The sequence below is a fragment of the Ligilactobacillus sp. UO.C109 genome (genome assembly GCF_026847815.1).
Classification (GTDB): domain Bacteria; phylum Bacillota; class Bacilli; order Lactobacillales; family Lactobacillaceae; genus Ligilactobacillus; species Ligilactobacillus salivarius.
Genome location: NZ_JAPSFH010000006.1, coordinates 178,154 through 202,137, shown reverse-complemented (window position 1 = coordinate 202,137; position 23,984 = coordinate 178,154). Strand labels below are relative to the sequence as shown.

Annotated in this window: 19 protein-coding genes; 17 read left to right on the top strand and 2 right to left on the bottom strand. The window is 29.8% G+C overall.

Features of this window, described 5'->3' with window-relative positions:
* Window positions 1–7: 7 nt before the first annotated feature.
* From OZJ21_RS02420 to OZJ21_RS02405, 4 genes are all read left to right on the top strand, one after another.
* Entirely contained in the window at window positions 8–1,282 is a 1,275-nt protein-coding gene (locus tag OZJ21_RS02420) for an O-antigen ligase family protein (protein WP_268857385.1), read from the top strand.
* Window positions 1,279–2,145, top strand: a complete 867-nt coding sequence (locus OZJ21_RS02415; protein ID WP_268857384.1) for a glycosyltransferase family 2 protein — start codon at window positions 1,279–1,281, stop codon at window positions 2,143–2,145. Before OZJ21_RS02420 ends, OZJ21_RS02415 begins: the two co-directional genes overlap by 4 nt.
* A gap of 507 nt (window positions 2,146–2,652) precedes the next feature.
* On the top strand, window positions 2,653–4,101 hold the full coding sequence (locus OZJ21_RS02410) for a flippase (RefSeq protein ID WP_268857383.1): 1,449 nt from the start codon (window positions 2,653–2,655) through the stop codon (window positions 4,099–4,101).
* A 37-nt stretch (window positions 4,102–4,138) separates the two neighbouring features.
* Window positions 4,139–4,714 carry an acyltransferase family protein gene (locus OZJ21_RS02405; protein WP_268857382.1) on the top strand — a complete coding sequence of 192 codons (576 nt, stop codon included), beginning with the start codon at window positions 4,139–4,141 and terminating at the stop codon, window positions 4,712–4,714.
* Window positions 4,715–5,352: 638 nt separating this feature from the next.
* Here OZJ21_RS02405 and OZJ21_RS02400 read toward each other — a convergent pair.
* Both OZJ21_RS02400 and OZJ21_RS02395 read right to left on the bottom strand, forming a co-directional pair.
* On the bottom strand, window positions 5,353–6,642 hold the full coding sequence (locus OZJ21_RS02400; protein ID WP_268857381.1) for an ISL3 family transposase: 1,290 nt from the start codon (window positions 6,640–6,642) through the stop codon (window positions 5,353–5,355).
* A 390-nt stretch (window positions 6,643–7,032) separates the two neighbouring features.
* Window positions 7,033–8,520, bottom strand: a complete 1,488-nt coding sequence (locus OZJ21_RS02395) for a nucleotide sugar dehydrogenase (protein WP_268857380.1) — start codon at window positions 8,518–8,520, stop codon at window positions 7,033–7,035.
* 204 nt (window positions 8,521–8,724) lie between these two features.
* Between OZJ21_RS02395 and OZJ21_RS02390 the strand changes: the two genes are divergently transcribed.
* From OZJ21_RS02390 to OZJ21_RS02330, 13 genes are all read left to right on the top strand, one after another.
* Complete coding sequence (locus OZJ21_RS02390) at window positions 8,725–9,519, top strand: YveK family protein (RefSeq protein ID WP_268857379.1); 795 nt, start codon at window positions 8,725–8,727, stop codon at window positions 9,517–9,519.
* 18 nt (window positions 9,520–9,537) lie between these two features.
* Entirely contained in the window at window positions 9,538–10,263 is a 726-nt protein-coding gene (locus OZJ21_RS02385; protein ID WP_268857378.1) for a CpsD/CapB family tyrosine-protein kinase, read from the top strand.
* Between the two features lie 185 nt (window positions 10,264–10,448).
* Entirely contained in the window at window positions 10,449–11,243 is a 795-nt protein-coding gene (locus OZJ21_RS02380) for a hypothetical protein (RefSeq protein WP_268857377.1), read from the top strand.
* Between the two features lie 288 nt (window positions 11,244–11,531).
* On the top strand, window positions 11,532–12,308 hold the full coding sequence (locus OZJ21_RS02375) for a tyrosine-protein phosphatase (protein ID WP_268857376.1): 777 nt from the start codon (window positions 11,532–11,534) through the stop codon (window positions 12,306–12,308).
* A gap of 19 nt (window positions 12,309–12,327) precedes the next feature.
* Window positions 12,328–13,299, top strand: coding sequence for an LCP family glycopolymer transferase (locus tag OZJ21_RS02370; RefSeq protein WP_268857375.1), 972 nt, complete (start codon window positions 12,328–12,330; stop codon window positions 13,297–13,299).
* A 79-nt stretch (window positions 13,300–13,378) separates the two neighbouring features.
* The gene (locus OZJ21_RS02365) at window positions 13,379–14,044 is read left to right on the top strand and encodes a sugar transferase (RefSeq protein ID WP_095761963.1); all 666 of its coding nucleotides are present in this window, start codon (window positions 13,379–13,381) and stop codon (window positions 14,042–14,044) included.
* Between the two features lie 116 nt (window positions 14,045–14,160).
* Window positions 14,161–14,448, top strand: coding sequence for a hypothetical protein (locus OZJ21_RS02360; RefSeq protein WP_034984109.1), 288 nt, complete (start codon window positions 14,161–14,163; stop codon window positions 14,446–14,448).
* 489 nt (window positions 14,449–14,937) lie between these two features.
* Window positions 14,938–16,050: a UDP-galactopyranose mutase gene (gene glf / locus OZJ21_RS02355; RefSeq protein ID WP_003709511.1), complete on the top strand. Its 1,113-nt coding sequence runs from the start codon at window positions 14,938–14,940 to the stop codon at window positions 16,048–16,050.
* Window positions 16,051–16,068: 18 nt separating this feature from the next.
* On the top strand, window positions 16,069–17,061 hold the full coding sequence (locus OZJ21_RS02350) for a glycosyltransferase (protein WP_268857374.1): 993 nt from the start codon (window positions 16,069–16,071) through the stop codon (window positions 17,059–17,061).
* Window positions 17,062–17,142: 81 nt separating this feature from the next.
* On the top strand, window positions 17,143–18,567 hold the full coding sequence (locus OZJ21_RS02345) for a flippase (RefSeq protein WP_095761961.1): 1,425 nt from the start codon (window positions 17,143–17,145) through the stop codon (window positions 18,565–18,567).
* 15 nt (window positions 18,568–18,582) lie between these two features.
* On the top strand, window positions 18,583–19,770 hold the full coding sequence (locus OZJ21_RS02340) for a hypothetical protein (protein ID WP_095761960.1): 1,188 nt from the start codon (window positions 18,583–18,585) through the stop codon (window positions 19,768–19,770).
* A 7-nt stretch (window positions 19,771–19,777) separates the two neighbouring features.
* Complete coding sequence (locus OZJ21_RS02335; protein WP_098183884.1) at window positions 19,778–20,773, top strand: sugar transferase; 996 nt, start codon at window positions 19,778–19,780, stop codon at window positions 20,771–20,773.
* Between the two features lie 250 nt (window positions 20,774–21,023).
* Window positions 21,024–23,966 carry a peptidoglycan DD-metalloendopeptidase family protein gene (locus OZJ21_RS02330; protein WP_442916302.1) on the top strand — a complete coding sequence of 981 codons (2,943 nt, stop codon included), beginning with the start codon at window positions 21,024–21,026 and terminating at the stop codon, window positions 23,964–23,966.
* Window positions 23,967–23,984: the final 18 nt, after the last annotated feature.

Here is a 23,984-nt window from a genome sequence, read left to right as displayed (position 1 = left end):
GAATATTATGGTAAGAATAAATAAATTAACTAACTTATTGTTCGGATTTTTAATATGTATAATGCCATTTCAATATTACATATTTAATTTATTTCTAAAAGAAGTACCAATATTATCATTAACAAGAGATGCATTAATCATAGTTCTAATAATATTATTGCTTTCAAGACCTAATAAATACATTAATAAAACCGATATAATGATTGCTATGAGTATATTTATTATTATTATATACACAATTATTTCTATTGAAAGTATAAAATACAGCCCACAAACATGGAATATATGTAGAACATATGTTATGCCAATGCTAATATTTTTTATTGGGCACAATATAGATATTGATTTGGATGAATATAGGAAAATTATGAAATTAATAATAGTTGAATACTTTTTGATATCTATATATGGGATATATCAAGCCTTTTTTCTGGGTGCTGATTTTTTAATAAAAATTGGTTATCCATCACAAAACGGAAGTTTAGCAGGTACTTCCTACTATATAGGAGGATTCTATGGAAATCAAAGAGCTGTAGGAACTTTCATATCACCAAATATTTTTTCCACATTGTTAGTAATGGTTATCGTAATAGCTATTCTTAATAAAAAATTATTATTTACTAAAAATTATATGTATTATGGGACAATTTCTGTATTAATACTAGGATTATTATCAACATTCTCAAGATCAGCATTTTTAGAGTTGATAATAGTGTTACTATTATCTAACCTAAATAAGAAAATTTCAATCTATAAAACGTTAAATTATTTTATTTTTTGTATCCTAATTGTGGGAATTTTTGCGATAATAGATAGTTTGTTTTTTGATAAAGTTTTTTCAAACATGTTGTTCTCATTGATAAGAAATACTTTTAATAATAATGATGCTTCTGCAAGTAGACATTTTCAGGATCTGGTATTACCCGTGAAAATAATCGGTGAAAATATCTTTGGAACAGGCTTTGGAAATGGGCCAATGGCTATTAGTACTAATAATAACGCCTTGACAGTAGAAAATTCATATTATCTGATGTTTTACGATTTAGGATTATTTGGTGGAATTATGTACTTTTTGTCATATATTTATACATTAGTTAGATGTTGGAATGAAAAGTATCAATTAGGAAAACTATGTAAATACATCATAATAGTTACGCTGATTAATTACATTATGTTACCTAATGTTCAAACCTTCGAAGTTCCATTTTATACCTTTTTAATCATGGGATTGTTCTATAATAAAAATTTAAAAGAATATGTAGAGAAGGGGAATAATATATGATAACAGTAATAATACCCACATATAATAGAGGTAATAAACTATTGGGGGCTGTAGAAAGCGTACTTAACCAAACGTATAAGGATATAGAGTTATTAGTAGTTGATGATGGTTCGACAGACAATACAGAAAGTATTATAAAAAACATACAGGATAGTAGGGTTAAATATATTTGGCAGGAAAATAAAGGTGCCTGTGTAGCAAGAAATACAGGAATTAAAGCAGCTAAAGGAAAATATATAGCATTTAATGATAGTGATGATGTCTGGATGGAAGATAAGTTAGAAAAAGAATTAGATATTATAGAAAAATATAATGCAGATGTCGTATTTTGTAAAATAACACAAAAATTGGGGAATAAATATTATGAATTACCTAGAAAGCTGAAAGAAGGATTTCAAGCTTTACCAGTAAAGAACTTACAAGGAATTGGAACACAAAGTTTACTTTTTAAAAGAGAAGTGCTAACGGAATTTAAGTTTGATGAAAAGATTCCAAGATTTCAGGAGCTAGATTTACTACTTAGAATTTCTGAATCAAAGAGATTTACTTTTTACTTTTTAAATGAATCACTTGTGAATTATGAAGTTGGTATAGATTCAATAAGCAAAAGTGGGAAAAAATTGGAGATAGCATGTGAACATATTGAAAAAAGTAGAAAAAATTTCAAAAAAATGTATCCAGAAATGTCTAGAGAATGGGCGGGTATTTTTTATACGTTGGCAGAAGAAAACATAACAGAAGAAAAATTAGATTTGTGTTTAAGGTATATTAGAGATGCTTACCATTATGAAACTGATAGGATTAGATTAGTGGTAAAGAAAATGAAAATATTGGCTAAAATCATGAAGCTAATACTTTTCTAGGTACTACTGCGAATAAAAGAAACTACCATGATAAGGTCGAGAGCTAAAAATATGGTTAGGATCATGATGCAGTTTTTTGATTGGATAGTAATATTATTTTCCAATATTTAAATTAGGACAATACTAATCAAAGTAATGAAAACCTAATATTTAAGATTAATGATGTGTTCAGCTACATTTTTTACGCTCAACTAAATTAGGATTTGATAGTATTGTTTTTTGCAGTATGTTCAAACTAACTGTATTAATCATAGTATTATTTTTGATGCTATTTTTTTATTTAATTTTATAAAAGATAGTTATTCATATATTATGAATTTACACTGTCTATTTTATATTTGCTACCTTATTTGTACCGCATTCCTATAAATTATGTATGATTTGTGATTGATATAAATCGTTAAAGAATTGATTTTAGAATCAAAAACTGGGATACTACGATAAATTGATATATAGATATACAGTTTTTAATGATACTATACTATAAAAGTAAGGGAGCTTGCCATTTTGAAAAAAAAATCATTGGGGCTAAATGCACTATTAAATAGTTTACAAAGCCTTTTAAATTTAATATTCCCACTAATAACATTCCCATATATTTCACGAACATTGTCAGTAAACGGAGTAGGAAAATACAATTTTGCTAATTCTATTGTCAGCTATTTTATTTTATTAGCAGGATTAGGTATTAGCAATTATGCAGTTCGTGAAGGTGCTAAATTACGTAATGATAGAAAAGCCATCAGCAGTTTTGCAAGTCGAGTTTTTACTATTAATCTAATTTCTACAATTGTTTCATATGTATTTTTAATCGTAACAGTTATTTTTACACCTAATTTACATCAGTATACTATGGCTATTTTTATTTTTAGTATTCAAATTTTTTTTACGACTTTAGGTACAGATTGGGTATATACGATTTTCGAAGAATATGGATATATTACAGTTAGGAATATAATTTTTAAAATCTTATCAATAATTTTATTATTCATATTTGTACGACATCCAGGCGACTATCTAAATTATGTTGCTATTACCGTTTTTGCTTCAACAGGATCATATATTTTAAATTTCCTTCATGCTAAGAATTACTGTGACATTAAACTTGACTTTAATTTTAATTGGAAAGAATATTTAAATCCAATATTAGTAATTTTTGGTTCAAGAGTTGCTATCCAAATTTATCTTAATTCAGATGTTACAATGTTAGGTTTTTTGCAGAATGAGTATGTTGTTGGTATTTATAGTACAGCTACAAAAATTTATGGGATTGTGGGAACTCTTTTAATTGCTGCTACTGCTGCTACGATTCCTCGCTTGGCAATGTTCATGGGTCAAGGAAGAATGTCAGAGTACAATAAGCTTCTGAAACAAGTAATTAATATAATGATATTCCTTATTTTACCTGGAATATTAGGTTTATTTATGGTAAGTAAAGAGGTTATTGTTCTTCTTGCAGGCGAAAAATATTTACGTGCATCTTATGCATTGAGAATTAGCTGTTTTGCAATGCTGGGCAGTGCGATGAGCGGTATATTTAATCAATGTGCGTTGATACCTGCAAAAAGAGAAAAGAAGACTCTAATTTCTTCAGTAATTAGCGCTTTACTAAATATTGGGCTTAACTTTATCTTAATTCCAATTATTGCAGAGAAAGGTGCTGCTTTAACTACTGTTTTAGCTGAATTTACAATGATGTTTATGAATTTTTACTTTAGTAGAGATATAACAGGGTTTGTCTTTAAAGACAGGGAAACCTGGAAGAATATCATTACTGTGTTATTAGGATGCGTGGGAATTATAGCGGTGTGTGCACTTTCCTCGGCTCTTTTTCAACAGATGTTTATTAGGTTAGTTGTTTCTGTAATTAGTTCAGTTATTGTTTATTTGGCTATATTACTAGCAACTAAAAACCAAGTGGCTTTAATATTTCTAAGTAAGGTAAGACATGGATAGTTTCTTGGAGATAAATTATATTTAGAGAGAGAATTTGGTGAGCAAACGGATAGATAGAAATTCTTCGTTAGAGTTATTACGAATTATTTCTATGCTTTTTATAGTCATGAACCACTATTCTGGAGAAGAGCCTTGGAATATGAAAGGTGCCAGCTTAGTGAATGTTATAAGTTATCAACTTTATAAACCGCTTGGGCAGGTAGGGGTTGATATTTTTGTTTTGATTACTGGATATTTTTTAGCGTCTAAGGTTGATGCTAATTATGCAATTTCCATGAAAAGGGCGAGTAAAGTATGGCTTGAAGTTTGGTTTTATTCAGTAGTGGTATTTTTTGCGGGGAGTTTTTATTATAGTCATTTTTCCATTGTAAATATGGTTAAAGGATTTCTACCAATAGTATTTAACAATTATTGGTTTGCTACAGCTTATATTATTTTGGTACTTTTAGCACCTTTTATTAATAAACTTCTGGAAAAACTTTCTAAAAGAGAGTACATAGTATTGCTAATTATAACAATATTTTGTGGAGAAGTTATACCTGTCATAGGTAATACAACCTTCAGTTTAGATAAAGGATTTGGTGATATACTAGCGGTTTATTTAGTTGGTTGATATATTAGACGATATGACATAGTAACTAAAAAATTTCATCTGATCTTTGCAGTAATTGCTACTTATTTATTTATGCTAGTGTCAATACTTATTTTGTGGAAAATAGTGGGTTATGAAGGAAATATAACCCGATTTACATATGGAATTCTACCTTTTATAATGGCAATATCAATTTTTTTAATATTTGTCGAGATACCTTCTTTTACTAACAAAACTATAAATTGGTTTGCTAGTTCTGTATTTGCGACGTATTTAATGACAGAAAATATTTATGCTGATAAATTTATTTGGACGGAGTTGTTTAATACTACTAGTTACGAAAATCCCTTATTAATTTCTGGCTTTGGATTACTAATAGCAGTATTTCTTGTAATCATCACAGTTTTTGTTGACAAGTTTAGAATACTTCTTTTTAATCATTTAAAATTGGAGAGACGTATATATAGGATTATTGATAAAATTGTCTTTTAGCAAATTACACTATTACAATAACAAGTAATGCCCATCAATCTCACGTTTCAATTGTGAGACTGATGGGCATTATATTGTAAAAACGGTTCTTTGTCAAAAAGGACTGATGCCAAAATTTTAAGTATTATTTTCAAACTATTAGATGAAAGTCTAATAGTTTTTTTGTTTTAAGTGGAGAAGAAAATTACATTATTTTTTAGCGAAATCAAAATCCTGAGTCTAAAATGCTTAAAATTATTATAGCCATAGGCTATACGCTTAATTACTTTAATGTGATTATTGACGCCTTCAATAGGACCATTGGTAAGTCTAGGTAAAACAAAACTATTTTCTATTTCTGACTTATGTTTCTTGATAGTTTTTAAAGCTTGTCTCATTTCTGGTGGAAGATTCCAAGAAGATGTATCAGTTAATAAATTTAGTAATTGACAACTGTTTTTACGGTACATTTGTAAAAGTAACTGATAATATTCATAGGCTGTCTTCAATTCAGAAGACATATCAAATAAACGATCTAAAACTTCAGAGTCGCTTAATTCAGCGTATTTAAAATTTATCCTTGGATAATATCTATGATAATCAACATCATCTTGATTTTTTAGAAGTAGTTTCCAAAAACGTTTTAAAGCTCGATATTCGTGGGTTCCAGCTCCATATTCTTTCATAACCCTAATTCTAATTTTATTCATAGCTGTATATGCCTGTGTAACCACATGAAATTTATTTGCAATAATAAATGCATTAGGGAATAACTCCTTAATCAAACTGCGATAAGGTGCATATAAGTCAACTGTTATAGTCATTACTGATAATCTAGCTTTGTAACTATATTGAATGAAATAATTCCTAAGGAATTTATTATTTCTTTCTGGAATTATATCTATAATTCGATGATTGACTGCGTTGATTAAACACATACTCATACCACTAGATGAAAATCTTTTACCAGATTTGAAGTCATCTAAGGATAAGTGACTAGGAAGCCAGTTACGATTGACTTTAAAATTATTTTCTACACTCTCTAAAGATCTAATAATTGTGTTTGAAGATGTAAAAGAGTCCGCAGCAATTTCACACATAGGTCTGGATAGACTTAAATCACGTACAAGTTTGGCTTTAACAGCATTGGAAAAATGATCATGATAGTTAGTATCTTTAAATTTAGCTGTCGCAGTCTTCTTGCATTCAGGACACAGATACTTCTGCTTTTTTATAGAAAGCACAAGCTTTTTACCAGCAGAAGAAAGATGAACATTATTAACCACTTTAGTGCCGTTATGTAACATCAATGCCTTACAATTAGGGCAATACATAGGGTAAGACAAATATAGATGACAGAGCAGAGACTTACTATTTTTAATAATTTTTTCTTCAATATACGAAGTATATTGATATTTAGGGTCAATAGTTAAATTAGGGTCTGTAATTCCAAGTAAAAGTTTGATATTATTATCCATAGAGATAGTGTCCTTTCTTTAATTAGATTGGCGTTGTGGGCCATCTCTTTTATTTTGCCGCAAAAATGGAGAAAATAAAAGAAGGACCGTAATGCAAAAAAATTACATTATCAGTCCTAAATATTATACAACCAATATAAAAGACATAAGTCTGGTTGATTGCCGAACTCATGCCTTAGTCACCTAAAAATATATTTTATATAACTTTTTGTTGCACATCATAAGATAAAGAATTTATATATTTTATGTTTACTATAAAGATAGTATGCAACGTCACTTAAAACATTAATTTTTGTCGATTTTTGAATTTTGAGATTGTTTCTATTTTTTAATAACTTTAATTTAGTTAATAATTGAATATTATATATATATCAAAAGGGGATGTATTTTTTAATCACGCTTAAAAATATCGCGAGTATAAACTTTATTTTTTACATCATCCAAAACGTTATTATAACGGTTGGCAATAATAGAATCACTTAATTTCTTAAATTCATTTATGTCATTAACAACTTTACTTCCAAAGAAAGTTGTACCATTTTCAAGAGTTGGTTCGTAGATAATAACTTCAGCACCTTTGGCCTTGACGCGTTTCATGATACCTTGAATAGATGATTGTCGGAAGTTATCAGAGTTTGATTTCATTGTGAGACGGTAAACTCCAATAGTGACTTGCTTTTCTTCTTGTGGGTTAAAGTTATTTGAATCGCTGTATGAGTAATAACCAGCTTTTTGAAGAACTTGGTCAGCTATGAAGTCTTTTCTAGTTGAATTTGATTTTACAATAGCTTCGATTAAATCTTCAGGTACATCTTTATAATTTGCTAAAAGTTGCTTAGTGTCTTTTGGTAAACAGTATCCACCATAACCAAAAGAAGGATTATTGTAATGAGAACCAATTCTAGGATCAAGACAAACACCATTGATAATTTCTTCAGTATTAAGACCTTTTGATTCAGCATAAGTGTCTAATTCGTTGAAGTAAGAGACACGAAGAGCTAAATAAGTATTAGCAAATAACTTTACGGCCTCAGCTTCAGTAAATCCCATGAAAAGTGTGTCTATATTTTCTTTAATAGCACCTTCTTGAAGTAATGAAGCAAAATCATGAGAAGCTTTGACAATTTCAGGATCGTTTTTATCAGTAGAAACAATAATTCTACTTGGGTAAAGATTATCATATAAAGCTTTAGATTCACGTAAGAATTCAGGACTAAAGATAATTTTATTAGTTTGATACTTTTTACGTATATGTTCTGTATAGCCTACAGGAATAGTTGATTTTATAACCATAATAGCATTAGGATTGACTTCCATAACAAGTTCTATTACAGCTTCAACAGCACTTGTATCAAAATAGTTGCGTTTACTATCATAGTTAGTAGGTGCTGCAATTATAACAAAATCAGCATCCTTATAAGCTTTTTTACCATCTAACGTAGCTGATAAGTTTAAATCTTTTTCAGCCAAAAATTTTTCAATATATTCATCTTGAATAGGCGATTTACGATCATTTATTAAATCAACCTTTTCTTGCACAATATCTACCGCAGTTACTTGATGATTTTGTGCTAAAAGGGTAGCTATTGAAAGGCCTACATATCCTGTACCAGCTACAGCAATTTTTACATTAGATAGAGTTTCAGCTTTTTTAGCTGTGTTAAGTGGTTCAATGAATAAGTCTATTATATCAAAATTTAGTGCTTGGCTAAGACTTTCTAATTGAGGAATAGAAGGAACAAAGTCTTTCGCTTCTATTCTGCTAATAGTTGCTCTATTTATATTAGTTACATCAGAAAGTTGTTGTTGTGTTAATGATTTTTTCTTTCTATTAGCAATAATAATTTCAGCTAATTTAGAGAGTGATAATTGTTTCATAGTTATAAAATCTCGTCCTTTTTGTTATTTTTATTAACAATAGTATTGCTTTTAAGTAATAAAATAGCATATAAAGTATATTTTTGCAAAATAAATACTTATTTTGTTACATCAAATAACGACAAATAAGTCAATAGTATATTGACAAAATAGACAAAAATAAATTATTATTAAGCCTGTAGATTTTATTTATGGGAGAAGATTATGAGTAGAAAAGACGATGAAACGATTATTGATTTAAGACATCTAATTATTGTTTTGAAAAATAACATGATATCCATTATTATTTGGGCAGTATTAGGATTAATAATATCTTTGGGAAGTGTGTTTTTACTTGTTGAGCCTAAGTATAGTTCTAGTATTGATATTTTAGTTAATCAAAAAGCTAGTAATGAGCAGGTACAATATACAACGCAACAAGCTGATTTACAGGCTATTAATACATATAAGGATGTTTTGACAAAGCCAATTATTTTGGCTCCAGTACTTAAAGAAGTTAAACGCACAGATAACTATCAGGGAAATGTAAGTACTTTAGAAAATTCTATCAAGGTAACAAATCAAACCAATTCGCAGGTTGTAACAGTGACTGTGACTGATAAAAATGCTTATGTTGCTGCAGATGTGGCAAATACAATTGGTAAAGTATTTTCAAAAAAAGTTAAAAAGATGATGCAAGTAGATAATGTTACAATTGTATCTAATGCTAAAGTTAATAATAGTCCAGTGTCACCCAATAAAAAGGTATTTGCCTTAGCAGGAGTAGTAATAGGTGCATTTGTTGGAATAGCAATTACTTTTATTAAAGAACTTACCGATAAAACTGTTAAGAATAGTAGTTTCTTAACTGATGAACTAGGCTTAACCAACATAGGTTCTGTTTATCATTTAGACATTAATGATAACGACTATGGTGTAGTTAAGGTTATTGCTAGAAATAAAATCTCTGATGATAATGGCGAAGAAGAGTTTGATACTCCTCGTCGACGTAGAGTTTAGAAAGGGGGAGTAAGAGACATGGCATTATTCAAGAAGAAAAAGAAGTTAGATACAAATAGTATGGAAAAGGGTGTCTATTTAGTAACAGTTGCTAAACCAACATCTGTAGATACTGAACAGTTTAATACTATTCGTACAAATATTACGTTCTCTAGTGCAGATACAGAATATAAATCTTTAATGATTACTTCATCTGTTGCTTCTGAAGGAAAATCTACTACAGCTGCAAATATTGCTGCATCTTTTGCAAAACAAGGTTTGTCTACTCTATTAGTCGATGCTGATTTACGCAGACCAACAATTGCTTCGACTTTCGGTATTGCTGATCCAAGAGGATTGACAAACTTCTTAACAGATAGAGATTTTGATATTAATGATGTTATTTATGAAACAACTGTAGATAATCTCTTTGTTATTCCAGCTGGTCCAATTCCTCCTAACCCATCTGAATTAATGGGTTCTAAACGTATGGATAAATTACGTGAAGCATTAGAAGAAAAATTAGATATAGTTATTTATGATGCTCCACCGGTTTTATCTGTAACTGATGCTCAACTTTTATCTGCCAAAGTTGATGGAACGATTTTGATTGTTCGTCAAGGATTTGCAGAAAAAGAAGGCGTCCGTCAAGCTGTGGACTTATTAAAGCATGTTAATGCTCATATTGTAGGAGCTGTATTGAATGATGTAGATGCTTCCTCAGATGGTTATTATGGTTACTACGGCTACGGAAAAGAAAAGTAAATTATATAATTGTTAATTTAGTTCTTATCTATATTTAGGTAGGAACTTTTTATTTAGTATTGTAATTTAATTAGATAATTATAGGTTTTAGAAATACATAACTATAGTGTTAATTGCATACATAATTACTGATATAGTATAAATGAAAGGTTTAAAGATATTACAAAGAAAGTCAGGTTGGTGTAATGAAATATAAACTTAGTACACAAGAATTACAAGAACATTGGGATAATCAGATTAGATTTATCAGAAAATCAGTTGAAGAATTTGATTTAGGTGATGAGATGGAAGCACAAAGAATTGCAACAAGTCTTCGAATACTATTCCATGATACTAAATTATCAAAATCACTGTTCAAACAGTTGGGATTAGGGATTACTTTTTATTCAAGTGGACAATTCTATACTCCAAGTAATTTATTGACATCTTGGACTCTATTAAGTATGGAATTAAATCCTAATGGAGTTAAATATAAAGCAAATTTAGAAAGTCAATCAAGATATTTTATGAAGTTTCACGATTGGTGGAATGAGATTATTTTTGATGATCATAAAAATAGATTCACTAGAAAAGATATTGTAACTTCTATAGCAAATCAAGATGGAGGAGCACATGTTGATCCTAAATTGGATGGAACATATGCGAATTTGATAAAAATGAACTCTTTAGGTTGGAGTGATTCTAGTGGTAATGCAGCAGTTAATAATCCTGCTTATCAAGCAGTTAGAGTTATTGCAAATGAATTTCTTGTTTCTCTAGAACTTTTCAAACAAGGCTTAAAGAATAGACGTAAACAAAAAAATAAGAAATTTGAAATGAGAATAGTTGACGATGTGGGAAGAAGATACAAGTGGTTAGAAACAGGGATTAATTATTCTTCAGAAACTTTTCAAGTAGTTAATAAAGATCGTTCGGAAAAAAGAACTTTATATATTGATGAGTATAAAAGTGGAGTGAAAGTTGAATATATTGGATATTAGTTCTTTTATTTAATATTGTAATTTGAGATAATCTTAATATATAATGCTTAATAAGGAATAAAATTGGATTTTTTCAATCAGTTGAATGTAAAGATTAATTTTTATTTCTAACTTTCTTATGAAAATTTAGTATTTGGGTAACCATTACTGAAAAGTAGACTTAATAATTTGTTTAAAAATCGACAACAATTGTCGATTTTTTGTTTGCCTTTAATGAATTTAAAGGTGGAGTTTGGTATAATATATGTGTTTTTTATATTATTTAATTATCAGAAAAGGATTATTAATATGAATTTTGAGAAAATAGTAGATTTACACTGTCATATCTTACCAGGTATTGATGATGGATCTCCAGACTTAGAACATTCATTACAATTAGCTCAAGAAGCAGTTGCTGATGGAGTCACACATATTTTAGCTACTCCACACCATCTCGATCGTAATTATACTAATCACGCACAAGATGTCATTAGAGTGGCTGATGAATTTCAAGCTGAGCTAGACAAGCGAGAAATTAAATTGACTGTTTTTCCAAGTCAAGAAGTACATATCAATGGTGAACTTTTGGATAACTACGATGATTTACTAGGGATAGATGAGGATAAACGATACATGCTATTAGAATTTCCACATGATGGGGTTCCTAGATATGCTGAGAACATGATTTTTAATCTAAAAAAAAGAGGAACAATTCCAGTTATTGTACATCCAGAACGTAATCATGAAATTCAGAATAATTTAAATATGCTATATGACTTTATCAAAGCGGGGGCTTTAGCACAGGTCACAGCTACAAGTTATGTTGGTGGTTTCGGCTCACATGTAGCTGAAATATCACGTACATTGGTTGAACATAATTTAGTTCAAATTGTTGCGTCGGATGCACATACTTTAAAGGGACGTAAGTTTGTATTAAGTGAAGCTTTAGATCAGATTGCTAAAGATTTTGGTGAGCAAAAAGCAATACAATTTGAGAAAAACGCTGAAAATCTCATCAACGGGGAGTATGTCGTAGCTAGAGACTATACACCAATTCAGAAAAAGAAGAAATTCTGGTTCTTTTAACGGAAAGTGGGAGTAGGAAATGAATAATGAAGAAGAAAAGTTAAATAGAAATCACAGCCATCACAAGCATCACCATCGCTCATTTTGGCAAAGACATAAAATTTGGAAATGGGTTTTAATTGTTATTGGGTTATTTATAGTTGCTGACGTTGCATTGTTTGGTAAGATGTATTTTGATGCTAAAAAGTCAGCTAACAGTACATATAAACAAGTTAAGACCAATAAATTACGTAATACACCAGATTTAAATAATGGTAAACCATTTACAGTTCTTATCTTGGGAACTGATACGGGAGAATATGGACGTACATATCGTGGACGTTCAGATACTATGATGTTAGCAGCAGTTAGTCCTAAAGAAAAGAAAACTACTTTGGTAAGTATCCCACGTGATACCAAGGTAGCAATTCCAGGATATGGATATAATAATAAGATTAATGCAGCTTATTCATATGAAGGTACAAAAGGTGCGGTTAATATCGTTCAGAGTTATTTAGACGTTCCTGTGGATTACTATGTTGAAATGAATATGAAAGGTCTTGAAGAACTTTCTGCAGCAGTAGGTCCAGTTAAGGTTGAGAATGATCTAGAGTTTACTAACTTAAATAAGACATTTAAAAAGGGAACTGTAACTATCAATGAGGATAATATCTTAGCTTATACACGTATGCGATATGAAGATCCACGAGGTGACTATGGTCGTCAATTACGTCAACGTATGGTACTTGAAGCTTTAGTTAAGAAGATTGCAACGATTGGAAGTATTACTAAGTATCAATCAATTTTAAATGCAATTTCTAGCAATATGAAGACTAATTTAACCTTTGATGACATGAAGGCAATTGCAACTAAGTATGGTTCTGCTTCTAAGATTGAACAAGTTCAATTGCAAGGGGAAAGTAGGATGATTGACGGGGTGTCTTATGAAGTTGTGCCACAAAGTAATCTAGATAAAGTAACTAGTCAATTAAAAGCAGCTTTGAATGAATAATGTTAACTTTTTGTTAAGTTTTTGTCGAAGTTCAATGATATAATTTTTGGAGTTAATAAAAAATGAGGAGAATGCGCTAATGGAAAAAATTGGAGGAACGGTTAGCATGAAGAAATTAGATAGAGAAAATATTAATAAAAGATACGTCTATCATTTTTTCAAACGAGCATTTGATTTTCTTGCTAGCTTAGTAGGATTAATTGTACTATCACCGCTATTTTTATACATAGCATTTAAGATTCATAATGAAGATAAGGGACCGGTATTCTATACTCAAACTAGAGTGGGAAAAGATGGTAAAGAATTTGAAATGTATAAATTCCGTTCAATGATTGTGGATGCTGATAAAAAATTAGCTGAATTAAAGGCTCAAAATGAAGTAGAGGGTCCAATGTTTAAAATGAAAGAAGATCCTCGTATTACTAAAATTGGTAAATTTATTCGTAAGCATAGTTTTGATGAATTACCACAACTTTTAAATGTGCTTAAAGGTGATATGAGTTTAGTAGGACCTCGTCCACCTTTGCCAGCTGAAGTTGCTCAGTATACAGAATATGATAAGCAAAGATTATTAGTTGTCCCTGGTTGTACAGGACTTTGGCAAGCAACAGTTAGAAATAGTGTAGGATTTTCTGAAATGGTTGAATTAGATTTAGAATATATTCAAAAGAGTGGATTTTTCTATGATTTATACTTGATCTTTTTAACAGTTAAGATTGTGTTATTCTCTAATGATGCGTATTAATGAAATAAAGTTAAAAGCATGCTTGAGTAAGTATGCTTTTTTAGTATGTATGTGGTATCATCAATTAGTGAAATTAAAAATACTAAGGAGTATTTTGAAATGAATTAGATATCTACATGTTCTTGTTACTTTTAGGTTCACTCCCAACATATATTTTAATCTTGCCAAACTTCGTTCATTTTAATGCAATGTTTGCCCCAATATTGTATTTTGAATATGTCGGAATTTTATATTTACTAGATACTAAATTTATGAAAATCTCATTTTTAGCAATAATGTTAGTGTTATTAGCGTTATTTGTTAGATCATATTTGGTAACAAATTCAGCAGAATTAAGAGATGGAGGAATCGAAGTATCCAGTAGTATTGTTTTATACAAAAACAAATCCAAACGTTTTTTATAAAACAAGAGAACTAGTAAAACCTGCAGATCATATGGAATATTCCTATTTTGATAAATATCATTTTTATAGTGATTTATCAAACGTAAACGTGGATGAAAAGAGTGTATATTTAGTTCAAAATAATATCGGATTGGATACAACTATATTTTCAAAATATAAGCATAAATTATATGGAACGTACACTTTGTATTATAAGTAATATAGAAACTAATGTTTCAAGGTGCATAGTATTTTAATTTTATATTATTCATTAAATAGAAGGATTAATTGGCGAAAAAGTAAGGAATGTGGAGTATAATATAACGTAGAATTTCACAGTAGATTACTATGGTAACAATTATTAATAAAAAAGCATGTATTGATGGATGTTTTTCATTAAAAATAGAACTATATGTTGTGATATATGTATGAATAAAGTTACATAATTGTTGATATAGAATTGCAAATTAGATTACTACGTAGATTATTTATCAATGGAGGAATTATAAAGTGACAAATTATTTAGTAGTAGGTGCAGGTCTTTTTGGTGCAGTATTTGCACATGAAGCTGCTCAAAGAGGACACAAAGTAAAGGTTATTGAAAAAAGAGACCATGTTGCTGGAAATATTTATACAAAAGAAGTACATGGCATTCAAGTTCATCAATTTGGTGCACACATTTTCCATACTTCTAAGAAGGAAATTTGGGAATATGTAAATCAATTTGCTGAATTTAATCGGTATACTAATAGTCCAGTAGCTAATTATAATGGTGAAATTTATAACCTACCTTTTAATATGAATACATTCAACAAACTTTGGGGAGTTGCAACTCCTAAAGAAGCTATGGCTAAGATTGAAGAACAACGTGCTGTTCTTAATGGTAAGAAACCAGAAAACCTTGAAGAACAAGCTATTTCATTAATCGGAACAGATATTTATGAAAAATTAATCAAAGGTTATACAGAAAAACAATGGGGACGTAAAGCTACAGAATTGCCAGCTTTTATTATCCGTCGATTGCCAGTACGTTTAACTTATGATAACAACTATTTCAATGATACATATCAAGGTATTCCAATTGGCGGTTATACACAAATTGTCGAAAAGATGTTAGATCATGACAATATCACTGTGGAAACAGGGGTGGATTTCTTTGATCGTAAAGAAGAATATCTAAAAGAATATGATAAAGTTGTCTTCACAGGTATGATTGATCAATTCTTTGATTACAAACTTGGAGAATTAGAATATAGAAGTTTACGTTTTGAAACAGAAGTATTAGATGAAGATAATCATCAAGGTAACGCTGTAGTAAATTACACAGATGCTGAAACACCTTATACTAGAATAATCGAACACAAGCATTTTGAATTTGGTAAAGGTGAAAAAGGTAAGACAGTTATTACGCGTGAATATCCTGCTGATTGGAAACGTGGCGATGAACCTTATTATCCAGTAAATGATAGTAAAAACAACAGTCTTTATAAGCAATACCAAGAATTAGCAAGTAAAGAAACTGAAAATGTAATATTTGGTGGACGTTTAGGACAATATCGTTACTACAATATGGATCAAGTTATAGGAGCAGCTTTAATAACTGTTAAGAATGAATTTGAATAATCGAAGAGAAGGTACTTTATGAAGATTTCGTTATTGATGGCTACATACAATGGAGAGAAATATATAGTTGAACAATTAAAAAGTATTTATAATCAGACTGTTAACCCCGATGAAGTTCTCATAGCTGATGATGTTTCTAATGATAGAACTGTGGAATTAATAGAAAAATTTATTGAACAGCATGATTTAAAAAATTGGAAACTAATGATTAATTCTAGTAATAAAGGTTATAAAAAGAATTTCTATGATTTAATTCAACAAGCTACAGGAGATGTCATATTCCTATCTGATCAAGATGATGTATGGGAGAAAAATAAGATAGAATTGATGACAAACGAGTTAGAAAAAAATGCAAAAATAAAAAGTATAAATGCTGCCGTAAAATTTGTAGATTCTAGGCTAAATCCTCTCGAAGTAAAACTAAAGCCTGATTTCTATAATGAAAATTTACTACACCATAAAGGAAAGTTAGGATTTTTGACCAATATACCATTAGCTTCAATAATTGTTGCAAATATAACTCCTGGTTGTGCGATGTGCTTTAGTAAAGACATAAAGGATGAATTTTTAGAAACATACGATTTCACTCTTCCGCATGATTGGCATTTAAATCTTTTAGCATCGATTCATGGCGGATGTTTTTTCATGAATAAAATATTAGTAAATTATAGAGTACATGAAAATAATGCGATAGGAACTACAGCTAAAAACAATTTGAAGAAATATATTTTGAATTATAATAGAAAAGGTAGATCAGAAGAAGCTAGAAGGCTATTAGTTACTTTAAATAAATTAAGAATGACTTACGATTTTAAAGATAAGGATTCAATTCGTGCAATTAAATATATTGAATCTAGATATAATTTCTATAAACGTCCTTCTTTTGTTAAGTATATGAAAATGAAAAATTTTGATGAATATAATCATACTACGAATAAAAAAGGTAGGTTATGGGATTTATTGGCTGTAACTGGGATAACTGATTTAGCATTTAGAATTGTGAAAGATTAAATTGGAAGATGGGCTCTTCCAATTTTTTTGAATTCTTGTTATTCTTTTAGAGAAGTAGTTAGGCTTAATAGGTGGTTTTAAATGAAGATAATAAAAAATTATTTATACAATGCAGGGTATCAATTATTAGCTATAATAGTACCCTTTATAACTATGCCCTATGTTAGTCGTGTCTTACGTCCAATAGGTGTAGGTGATTCATCGTATACAAACTCAATTATTCAATATTTTGTTTTAATAGCAAGTGTTGGTGTAGGTTACTATGGAAATAGAGAAATTGCCTACTTACGAGAAAATAGATATGAGATGAGTAAGGCTTTTTGGGAAATACAAATAGTAAAGACAGTAACTACTGTGATATCTTATATTTTATTTGTATTGTTTTTAAGTTGGTATAATCAATATAATACATATTTATGGGTACAGTCTTTAAATATTGTAGCTGTTGCTTTTGATATTTCATGGTTATATATGGGTATTGAGAATTTCAAACCGACTGTTGTAAGAAATACAATTTTTAAAATACTTTCAACTATCATGATATTCGTTTTCGTCAAAAATCATGATGATGTTACTATATACATACTAATAACAGCATTATCTGTTTTACTAGGAAATATGATTTTGTGGCCAAGTATTAGAGATATGCTAGTTAGAGTTAAGTTAAAAGATTTAAAACCATTTAAACATTTTATGCCAACAGTTGCATTATTTATTCCACAAGCAGCTATTCAAGTTTATGTTCAATTAAATAAGACAATGTTGGGGATTTTTGTAGGAACTACCGCATCAGGCTTTTATCAATATTCAGATAATTTAGTAAAGATGATAATGACGATAGTAACTGCTACTGGAACTGTAATGCTTCCCCACGTATCTAATGCGTTTGCAAAGGGTGATCATAAGAAAGTTAATGAGTTACTAAATAATTCATTTGACTTTGTTTCTTTTATAGCTATTCCTATGGCTTTTGGGTTGGCAGGTATTTCTTTACATATAGCCCCATTTTTCTATGGAAAAGGATATGGCCCTGTTGGGGAAGCTATGTTGATAGAATCAGTTGTTATAATCATAATTGGATGGAGTAATGTTATTGGTACTCAATATTTACTTCCTGTAAATAGAGTAAAAGAATTTACTAATTCAGTATTATTAGGAGCAATTGTAAATATTATCTTAAACATTCCATTTATCTATCTTTGGGGATTGAAAGGTGCTATGATGGCAACTGTAATTTCAGAATTTGCAGTAACATTCTATCAATTATATAGAGTTAGAAAAGATGTGGAATTCAAGAATATGTTTAGTAATGTTCCTAAGTATATAATCAGCGGAATCATTATGTTTATTCCAGTATTTTATTTGGATAACACACTAAGGACAAATGTTATTACGTTGGCAATTGAAATATTATTAGGAATAGTATTATATGTTGTTATGATTTTTATTTTAAAACCTACAATTTTAGTAAAAGCCAAGCAAATGATTGAACAAAGAAGAAAATAGATTAGGAGTCTTTTTATGGATATATTAACGACAGCAATGGAAAAAATAAAAAATAATCCTAATAGAGATAAAGTTGGTAAGTATATATTTTATACAGCTTTTATAATATATTTGGTTACCCATTTTTTAATGGGAACAATGTATGTATATATTTTTTATGATATTGGACTAAGTATTCCTTATAGAATTATGATGGTAGCAGTTGCTTTAGCAATAATAAAAATTTTATTTTTTAATAGAATTAGTAACTGGCAAGAATTAACAATAGAAATATTAGTAGGCTTATTATTAGCTGTGACTGCAATTAACTCTCAAACGATGGATCTTTTATACTATTATATAATGATCTTAGCAGCAAAAGATTTAGACTTTAAGCAAATATTGAAAGTGTTTATTTATATCGAAGTATTTATGTTACTATTTTCTGCTTTTTCAGTTTATATGGGATGGATTTTAGAAGTTGTAAATATGCGAACTGGAAATGCTGGAATAAGATTATCGTTAGGATCTGTTTATCCAACAGATTTAGCAGCAAGAATATTCTATATTTCACTAGCTTATGTTACGTTAAAGAAGTTTAAGTTAAAATTGCCAGAATATATATCATTGTTAGCAATATGTGCGTTTATATATTTTGTAACAGATACAAAGGTAGATACTTTATTGATATTACTACTAATAGTAGTTTCGGTCTTTCACAATACTGTTATGAAGTTATTGTATAGAATTGGAACAAATACTATAACTTTAGTGGCAGGAGCAGTTGTAGGAATTGAAATAATCTTAACTTATTTATATAATGCTAACAGTAGAATCCTTAATATAATGGATCGCATATTATCTGGAAGATTGAAATATGGTCATATGGCTTTTAAAGATTATAATGTAACAATGTTTGGTCAATTTATTAAGGAGCATGCTAACGGTGGAATTCACAAGGGAAAGTTTAATTATTTCTTTATAGATGTTAGCTATTTACGAGTATTAATGTTTGGTGGAATAGTAGCTTTTGTATTTCTTGTTATTATGTTAATTTACTCAGTAAATAAGTTTATGAATGATAAGACTATTTGTTTATTAGTAGCCTTATTATTTGCAGCTTTAAGTTCATTAATAGATCAACATTTGATGGAATTATCATATAATATAATATTTATAGCAATGTTAACTAATAACGATTATTTTAAAGATAAATTAGTATGAGGTAATAATGTTGAAAAATATAATTTTGACGACTGGCGATCCAGGAAAGAATATTGGTGGCGGTAAGGCTAAAGAAGATATAAGTAGAATTTTTAGTGATATGGGATATATAAGTAAGAATGTTCCTATTTATACTTCTAAAGTTAGAAAATACCTATATATTCATACAAAAATGCGAAAGGATATAGATCTGACAAATATCAATAGAGTGGTTTTTCAGTATCCAACTTCATCTGTAAGAATGACACGTGAGATAATAAATTACATATCTAATAGTAATGCTGAACTAGTATTATTTATTCATGATATATCAAGCTTGCAAGAAGATGGAAATACAATCTCAGAATATGAGATAGGATTACTAAATCTAGCTGATAAAATTATTGTACACAATGATGTAATGAAGAAAATTTTGGAAAAGAATAATATTTCATCGAAAATTTTAGTTCTAGGTATTTTTGATTATTTAACAGATTTTTCTCCTAAATCAAAAGAGTATGATAAAACAGTATGCTTTGCTGGAAATTTATTTAAATCAACCTTTTTACAAAAACTAACCCTGAAAAAACATAAAATAGATGTATATGGACCTAATAAATTAGACAATTATCCAGAATGCATAGATTACAAAGGACAATTTAGTCCTGAAGAGCTACCTAGTCATTTGAATCAGAGCTTTGGATTAATATGGGATGGAGATAGTATAGAAACTTGTGAGGGGCATTATGGAGAGTATATGAAATTTAATAATCCGCACAAGACATCGTTATATATTACTACTGGATTGCCAATATTAATTTGGCGAGAGGCTGCTATGGCTCAGTTTATTGTAAAAAATAAACTTGGTGTAGCGATAGATAGTTTAGTCGATTTGGATGAGACTCTTGATAGTATAACGGATGATGAATACAAGATAATGAGAGAAAATGTTTTAAAATTGAGTAAAGATTTAAAAAATGGAAAATATACAAAAAAAATTTTAGAAGAATTAGATGAAATTTAATTGAATAAATCATCGATGACTATAAAAAGTTGTCGATGATTTTTTTATGACAATAATGTAACACTAACCTAAAGAAATAATACAAACTTTGGTAAATATTGAGATTGATATTTGCATAAAGTATAATAAAAAAGTATTCCTGTAAACTATTATAGGAATAGCTACATAAGTTTAGAAAGAATTTAAGTTTAGATAAGAAAAAGGAGGACGTTTTTTCTTGGAGAATTATGAAGCAAAAAAACGTTATAAGATGTATAAAGCCGGTAAAAACTGGGTTGTAGCACCTTTAGTTTTCTTAGGATTGGCAATGGGTGTCAGTGTACATAATCCTAAAGTTATGGCTGATACTAATGTTCAAAGTCAAACAGATAATAACAATAACAATCAAACTAATAAGCAAGAAGTAACATTACAAGCAACACAAAATACAGAAGTAAAGGCAGTTGTTAATCAAGAAAACAGCAGTCAACAAGCAAACGTTGAAAGCAATAAAAGTGTAGAAACTAATACAAACGAAGTAGCTAATGCTACTCAACAAACTTCTGCGAATCAAGAAGTAAAGCAAGCTACACCAGTAACTGTACAAGCTCAAAATGCTCCTGTACAACAAGCAACTCCAGCAAATAATAATGTAACTACACAAGTAGCAGAAAACAAAGTAGCTACTGCACCTGCTACACCAGCAACTACTTTTGAACAAAAGCAAAATACTCAAGTAGTTAACAATAGTGAACAAAGTAGTACTACTCAAAGTTCAACTACACAAAAGAGTGAAGAACCTAAAGTAGAAACACCAGTGAATACTGCTGATAATGCTAGCCAAAAGAATGTCAATGGCAACTGGTATTTAGTAGATAATAACACTGGTAAGAACTTGACAGGATTCCAAGAAATTAAGGATCAAAATAAAGTAGTTTACTATGCCCCAAGCAATGCTCAAATGCAATTTGGTTGGCAAAATATCAATAATAACAAATATTATTTTGATAATGTTAGTGGTGCAATGACTACAGGTCAAAAACATATTGATGGTAGTTGGTATTTATTTGATAACCAAGGTGTAATGCAGACAGGTTTCCAGAAAATTGAAAATCAAGGTAAGACAGTATACTACAATGAAAAAGGTCAAATGCAACATGGTCAACAAGTAGTAAACAATCAGTGGTATCTATTTGATAAATATACTGGAGCAATGCAGACAGGCTTCCAAAATTTAACATCATATGGTCAAAATAAGGTGGTCTACTATAATGAAAAAGGTCAAATGCAACATGGTTTAACTAAAGTAAATCAAAAGACCTACTATTTAGATGAAGTAAGTGGAGAAGTACGTAAGGGCCAACAAGTAGTAGGAAATCATTGGTATTTATTTGATAAGAGCAGTGGTGTAATGCAAACAGGTTTCCAAAATCTAGCACCATATGGTCAAAATAAGGTAGTCTACTATGCATCGAATGGACAAATGCAATTTGGCCAACAAGTAGTAGGAAATTACTGGTATTTATTTGATAAAGTAACCGGAGCAATGCAAACAGGTTTCCAAAATCTAGCATCATATGGCCAAAATAAAGTAGTATATTATGCACCAAATGGTCAAATGCAACATGGTCAAAAATACATTGATAAGCACTGGTATTTATTTGATAAGGTAACTGGAGCAATGCAAACAGGTTTCCAAAACTTAGCACCGTATGGCCAAAATAAAGTGGCATACTATGCATCAAATGGTCAAATGCAATTCGGTCAAAAATATATTAATAAGCATTGGTATTTATTTGATAAAGCAACAGGTAAAATGGCAATAGGCTTTACTAATATTCCTGACCAAAATAAGACTGTTTACTATAGTGAAGATAAGTCTAAATTAGGTCAAATGGAATTTGGATGGCAAGATATCAACAGTGGTAGATACTATCTTGATAAAGTAACTGGTGCAGTTCAAAAAGGTCAAAAGTATATTGATGGACACTGGTATAATTTTGACAAAGTAACAGGTAAGATGTCAGTTGGTTTCACACATCTAACAGATCAAAATAAGACTGTTTACTATAGTGAAGATAAAGCTAGGTTAGGTCAAATGCAACATGGTAGTCAAGTTATTAATGGTAAAAAATATTACTTTGATAAATCTACAGGTAAGATGTATGTAGGTGTTGCATATAATGCTGATACAAAGACAATCCAATATTATGCATCAAATGGTCAGATGCAAGTTGGCAAAGTAAATATATCTGGTAAAGTTTATAACTTTGATAGTAAGACAGGTAATCTTTCAATGCAAGGTATAGTAACATTGGATGGAAAGAGTTACTTGCTGAATTCTAATTATAAAGTACTTACAGGCCAACAATTAGTGAATAATCATTGGTATCTGTTTGATAAAAATAGCGGAGTAATGCAAACAGGCTTCCAAAATCTAGCTCCATATGGTCAAAATAAGATAGTATATTATGCACCAAATGGACAAATGCAATACGGCCAACAAGTAATTAGAAATCATTGGTATTTATTTGATAAGGCAACCGGAGCAATGCAAACAGGCTTCCAAAATCTAGCTCCATATGGTCAAAATAAGACAGTGTACTATGCTTCAAATGGACAAATGCAATATGGTTGGCAAAATGTCAATGGTAAGAACTACTATCTTGATACTATTTCTGGTGCTATGAAGACAGGTACAGTTAATATCAACGGTAAGAATTACACATTCAATTCTGATGGAACATTGAAACAAGATACATGGGGATGGCCATTCCCATCTGTAGGTCAAGGTAGCTTTACAGGTGCTCAATTATTTGGTGTAAATCCAGGTGGAGAATTCCGTATGAATGGATTCCATGATGGATTGGACTTTGGTTCTTATGATCACCCTGGTTCCTCAGTTCATGCTGTACACAGTGGTGTCGTTACACAAATTGGTTATATTGCTGGTTTGGAAAACTATGTTGTTGTTCAATCGGACGAATATAGTTTTGTTTACCAAGAAGCATTCAGTAATCGTGGTAATATCAAGGTACGTGTTGGTCAACAAATCAATACAGGTGACGTAATTGGTTATCGTGATACATCACACTTACACTTAGGTATAACTCGTGAAAAGAATATTATGAGAGCTATTGCCAACTCATTTAACAATAATGGTACATGGTTGAATCCATTAGAGTTAATTAGAAATGGTATTGCTAATCAGTAATGGAGTTTTGACAGGTAG

Coding starts and splice junctions, on each gene's coding strand:
- OZJ21_RS02420 (WP_268857385.1), top strand. CDS start 8: ATGGTAAGAATAAATAAATTAACTAACTTATTGTTCGGATTTTTAATA.
- OZJ21_RS02415 (WP_268857384.1), top strand. CDS start 1,279: ATGATAACAGTAATAATACCCACATATAATAGAGGTAATAAACTATTG.
- OZJ21_RS02400 (WP_268857381.1), bottom strand. CDS start 6,642: ATGGATAATAATATCAAACTTTTACTTGGAATTACAGACCCTAATTTA.
- OZJ21_RS02395 (WP_268857380.1), bottom strand. CDS start 8,520: ATGAAACAATTATCACTCTCTAAATTAGCTGAAATTATTATTGCTAAT.
- OZJ21_RS02390 (WP_268857379.1), top strand. CDS start 8,725: ATGAGTAGAAAAGACGATGAAACGATTATTGATTTAAGACATCTAATT.
- OZJ21_RS02385 (WP_268857378.1), top strand. CDS start 9,538: ATGGCATTATTCAAGAAGAAAAAGAAGTTAGATACAAATAGTATGGAA.
- OZJ21_RS02380 (WP_268857377.1), top strand. CDS start 10,449: ATGAAATATAAACTTAGTACACAAGAATTACAAGAACATTGGGATAAT.
- OZJ21_RS02375 (WP_268857376.1), top strand. CDS start 11,532: ATGAATTTTGAGAAAATAGTAGATTTACACTGTCATATCTTACCAGGT.
- OZJ21_RS02370 (WP_268857375.1), top strand. CDS start 12,328: ATGAATAATGAAGAAGAAAAGTTAAATAGAAATCACAGCCATCACAAG.
- OZJ21_RS02365 (WP_095761963.1), top strand. CDS start 13,379: ATGGAAAAAATTGGAGGAACGGTTAGCATGAAGAAATTAGATAGAGAA.
- OZJ21_RS02360 (WP_034984109.1), top strand. CDS start 14,161: ATGTTCTTGTTACTTTTAGGTTCACTCCCAACATATATTTTAATCTTG.
- OZJ21_RS02350 (WP_268857374.1), top strand. CDS start 16,069: ATGAAGATTTCGTTATTGATGGCTACATACAATGGAGAGAAATATATA.
- OZJ21_RS02345 (WP_095761961.1), top strand. CDS start 17,143: ATGAAGATAATAAAAAATTATTTATACAATGCAGGGTATCAATTATTA.
- OZJ21_RS02340 (WP_095761960.1), top strand. CDS start 18,583: ATGGATATATTAACGACAGCAATGGAAAAAATAAAAAATAATCCTAAT.
- OZJ21_RS02335 (WP_098183884.1), top strand. CDS start 19,778: ATGTTGAAAAATATAATTTTGACGACTGGCGATCCAGGAAAGAATATT.
- OZJ21_RS02330 (WP_442916302.1), top strand. CDS start 21,024: ATGTATAAAGCCGGTAAAAACTGGGTTGTAGCACCTTTAGTTTTCTTA.